At 52.2% G+C, this 3,954-nt stretch carries 5 protein-coding genes; 3 read left to right on the forward strand and 2 right to left on the reverse strand.

Translation table 11 applies throughout. The annotated features are described in order from the left end of the window. On the reverse strand, nt 1-343 hold a 343-nt coding region (locus tag VIN66_RS18710), incomplete at its 3' end, for a LamB/YcsF family protein (protein WP_331925394.1). A gap of 207 nt (nt 344-550) precedes the next feature. Between VIN66_RS18710 and VIN66_RS18715 the strand changes: the two genes are divergently transcribed. After that, the gene (locus VIN66_RS18715) at nt 551-970 is read left to right on the forward strand and encodes a GFA family protein (RefSeq protein WP_134058091.1); all 420 of its coding nucleotides are present in this window, start codon (nt 551-553) and stop codon (nt 968-970) included. Nucleotides 971-973: 3 nt separating this feature from the next. Here VIN66_RS18715 and VIN66_RS18720 read toward each other — a convergent pair whose 3' ends face one another. Further along, nucleotides 974-1,876, reverse strand: coding sequence for a LysR family transcriptional regulator (locus VIN66_RS18720; protein WP_331925395.1), 903 nt, complete (start codon nt 1,874-1,876; stop codon nt 974-976). Between the two features lie 237 nt (nt 1,877-2,113). On the opposite strand from VIN66_RS18720, the gene bla reads away from it, so the two are divergent. Further along, entirely contained in the window at nt 2,114-2,944 is an 831-nt protein-coding gene (bla, locus tag VIN66_RS18725; protein ID WP_331925396.1) for a subclass B3 metallo-beta-lactamase, read from the forward strand. Next, the coding region (gene chrA, locus VIN66_RS18730; RefSeq protein ID WP_331925397.1) for a chromate efflux transporter at nt 2,941-3,954 on the forward strand (1,014 nt) is incomplete at its 3' end. The genes bla and chrA, both read left to right, overlap by 4 nt.

Consider the following 3,954-nt stretch of genomic DNA (forward strand, 5'->3'; position numbering starts at 1 on the left):
CGTTATACAAAGCCCCATGCGGTTTCACATAGCTTATTGTTACACCGGCGCTCTGTGCCATGCCATCCAGTGCCGCCATCTGATAACGCATAGTGTTAATTATTTCGCTGGCTGACAGCGCCATACTGCGCCGGCCAAAGCCTTGCAGATCCGGGTAAGAAGGATGCGCGCCAACAGCAATGCCATGCTGCTTAGCCATTTTGAGGGTTTTGGCCATCACGTCGGCATCGCCGGCATGAAAACCACAGGCAATATTAGCCATATCAATGTACGGCATCACAGCGGCATCCAGTCCCATTTGCCAGCTGCCGAAGCTTTCGCCTAAATCACAATTCAGTTTCATCCTGCCCCCGTCGTCGCAGTTGAAAAATAATTTATTCATGTTGCGTTTAAATTTAGTAATAGTCTAGTCGGATGCGACCAGCTGCATTACCAGCCGGTCATCATAACGATGTTTGGCTGAAGGTAAAACAAGTGGACGCCGCGCCCACCTTGCACTAGGTTTATGCCAACGGGCTTAGCGGTTTAACGTCATTGTAAGGAGGGCAGCATGTCGGTTCAGCGTCACGGCCAGTGTTTATGCGGTAAGGTTAAAATCAGTGCCAGCTCGGCAGACAGCAAGGTGGGGGCCTGCCACTGTGGTATGTGCCGGCGTTGGGGCGGCGGCCCTCTGCTGGCTGTCGACTGTGGTACCGGTGTCAGTTTCGAAGGTGAACAGTATATCCGGGCTTTTCGCTCGTCAGACTGGGCATCACGTGGTTTTTGCAGCGAATGTGGCACCCATTTATTTTACCGTTTAAGTCAGAATGGCCAGTACATTATGCCGGCCGGGCTATTCGAACAGGCAGACGATCTGGTGTTTGACCATCAGGTATGTATTGATAGCAAGCCCGGTTACTACAGCTTTGCCGAGCAAACACATAATATGACCTGCGATGAGCTGTTCGCTGCCTTTGCCCCACCACAGTAATGTTCAGCTACCTGTGCTCTGGCTGGCCTGCTGTTTTGCCAGCCTGATAAAGGTTTGCAGATGTGTATTCTGTTGCTCGTTTTTACGGTAACCCACATAAATATGTTTGTGGATGCCGTTACTGCCCAACCGTAGCATTTTGATTGGCAGCGTTTGGGCATATTCCAGTGCCAGCCATTTTGGCATAGCAGCAACGCCCCGGTTTGCGGCCACCATTTGCAGAATAATATCGGTGGCTTCCAGCGTTTTGTGCAACCGTGGCATGCATTGGGCAGGTAGCAAAAATTGCTGAAAAATATCCAGCCTGGCGGTTTCAACCGGGTAGGTCAGTAAGGTTTGGTCAGTTAAATCTGCCGGCTCAAGCTGTGTCAGTGCACTGAGTTTATTGCTCTGGCCAACAACCAGCACTAATTCGTATGGAAATACCGGCTCAAACATAATCTGTTCTTTCAGGATAGGATCCGGCGTTATCAGCAAATCAATATCGTAGTTAAACAGCGCCGCCATACCGCCAAACTGAAAGCGCTGCTTAACATCAATATCTACTCCTGGCGATTGCGCCAGAAAAGGCTGAACCACCTTAAGCAGCCACTGATAACAGGGGTGGCATTCCATACCTACCCTCAAACTGCCTCTTTCGTTGCCGGCAAACTGGCGCAGCGTTTCATCAATACGCTCAAACTGAGGTAATACGCGGTTGGCTTGCTCCAGCAAATAATTACCCGCTTCGGTCAGGCGGATCTGCCGGCCGTCTTTTAACCACAGTGCTATACCTGACTGAAGCTCCAGTTTTTTGATACTGTGGCTTAGTGCCGACTGTGTCAGATTAAGGCTACTGGCTGCCGCAGTTAATGAGCCCTGGCGGTTAATCTCGCGCATAATGCTCAGGTGTATTTTTTCAATCACGCTGCTACCTATGACTAAATTTCATTGAATTTTGAAAATACAGTAATTTATATCATGCGTACAGTTATCAATATGCATTGCCTACTACTTGCAACCAGCATAGGCATGGTTAATGATGCAGTTGACCTTATTAACCAATGTTTACCTTTTAGCTAACGGAGCGCTGTTGTGACTTACCGGACATTCATCCGCTGTTTTTTCTGTCTGTTACTAATGTTGTTGGCTGCCTGTAGCAGTGTGCCAAAGACAGTAGCCAGTCCGCCGGTATCGGACTGGGTAGCGCGTTGCGCTGATTGGGATGACTGGGACAAAGCCGGCCCGCCATACCGCATTTATGGCAACAGCTACTATGTTGGTACCTGTGGTATCAGCGCTATTTTGATCACAGGTGATAAGGGCCATATTTTGATTGATGGCGCGACAGAAGCCGGCGCAGATGTTATTGCGAACAATATCCGCTCGCTCGGTTTTGCGCTGAGTGATATTAAATTGTTGCTGCAAAGCCATGAGCATTTTGATCATGTTGCCGGCTTAGCCAGATTACAGCAATTAAGCGGGGCAACATTGCTGGCATCAGCAGAAGCAGCGCCGGTGCTGGCAAGTGGTGTGGTCAGTAGCGCTGACCCACAGGCAGGTATGCACAAGCCGTTTCCACCAGCCAGAGTTGATGGTCTGGTGACTGCTGGTCAGGCGGTTAATCTGGGGGAGCTGAGCCTGATGCCAATCGCTACACCGGGTCATACGCCGGGCGCGCTCAGCTGGCAGTGGCGCAGCTGTGACGCCGGACAATGTCAGGTACTGGTGTATGCCGACAGTTTGTCACCGGTCAGTAGTGACAGTTATCGTTTTAGCGAACACCTGAGGTATTTACATGCATATCGCGCCGGCCTGAAAACCCTGGCAGCGCTGGATTGTCAAATCCTGCTGACACCGCATCCCTCAGCCAGCAATCTGCGCACCAGGCTGCAAAGCAGTGCTGGTTTAGCTGATCCGCAAGGCTGTGTAATTTATGCCGAGGCGGTGAATCAGCGCTTAGAGCAGCGTTTAACCAAGGAAAAAGAGCAGTGAAACAGGCTGACACCGCAGTCAGCTTGCGTCAGGCATTTTATTACTGGTTAAAACTCGGCTTTATCAGCTTTGGTGGCCCGGCAGGGCAGCTGGCGATGATGCACCAGGAGCTGGTTGAAAAACGTCGTTGGATTTCTGAGCAACGGTTTTTACATGCGCTGAATTATTGCATGTTGCTACCCGGGCCGGAAGCGCAGCAACTGGCAACCTATATTGGCTGGTTGTTGCATGGCACTAAAGGTGCTTTGCTGGCGGGGTTGCTGTTTATTTTACCTTCTTTTTTCATGCTGAGTCTGCTGGCCTGGGTGTATCTGGCATGGGGCGATATGCCGTTGTTACAGGGCGCGCTCTATGGGATCAAGCCAGCGGTAACGGCCATAGTATTGTTTGCGGCCTGGCGTATCGGCAAAAAAACGCTGCATAGCCCTGCACTCAAGCTGCTGGCGCTGACCGCTTTGCTGGCTATCGCTGTGTTTAAGGTGCCGTTTCCCGCTATTGTGCTCGGTGCTGCTATCAGCGGCTGGCTGCTGCTGCGCTACCGGCCGGCCCAGCTAGGCGTTGGCAATGTGGCTGCAGGTAACGGCAGTCGTAGCGCCAGCCAGCAAGCAGTGATAAGCGACACTACGCCATTACCGGCGCATCAGCTTTTTAGCTGGCGCAAATTCAGCCGCGGGGTAGCGCTGGGGCTGGGGATCTGGGTGGCAGCAATGGCAATGCTGGTATGGTGCTATGGCTGGCAAAGTACACAGGCGCAGCTAGGCTGGTTTTTTTCTAAAGCAGCGTTACTGACCTTCGGTGGCGCCTATGCCGTGTTACCGTACGTGTACCAAGGGGCAGTAGAGCATTATGGCTGGCTCAGCGCACTGCAGATGATGGATGCGCTGGCGCTGGGCGAGAGCACGCCCGGGCCGCTGATTATGGTGGTGAGCTTTGTTGGCTTTGTGGCAGGCTGGAGCGCCCAGTTGTTCGGCGCTGAGCAATTGCCGCTGGCGGGTGCCGTTGCCGCTGCT

Source organism: Rheinheimera sp., from assembly GCF_036568245.1.
Lineage (GTDB): Bacteria > Pseudomonadota > Gammaproteobacteria > Enterobacterales > Alteromonadaceae > Alishewanella.

Coding starts and splice junctions, on each gene's coding strand:
- VIN66_RS18715 (WP_134058091.1), top strand. CDS start 551: ATGTCGGTTCAGCGTCACGGCCAGTGTTTATGCGGTAAGGTTAAAATC.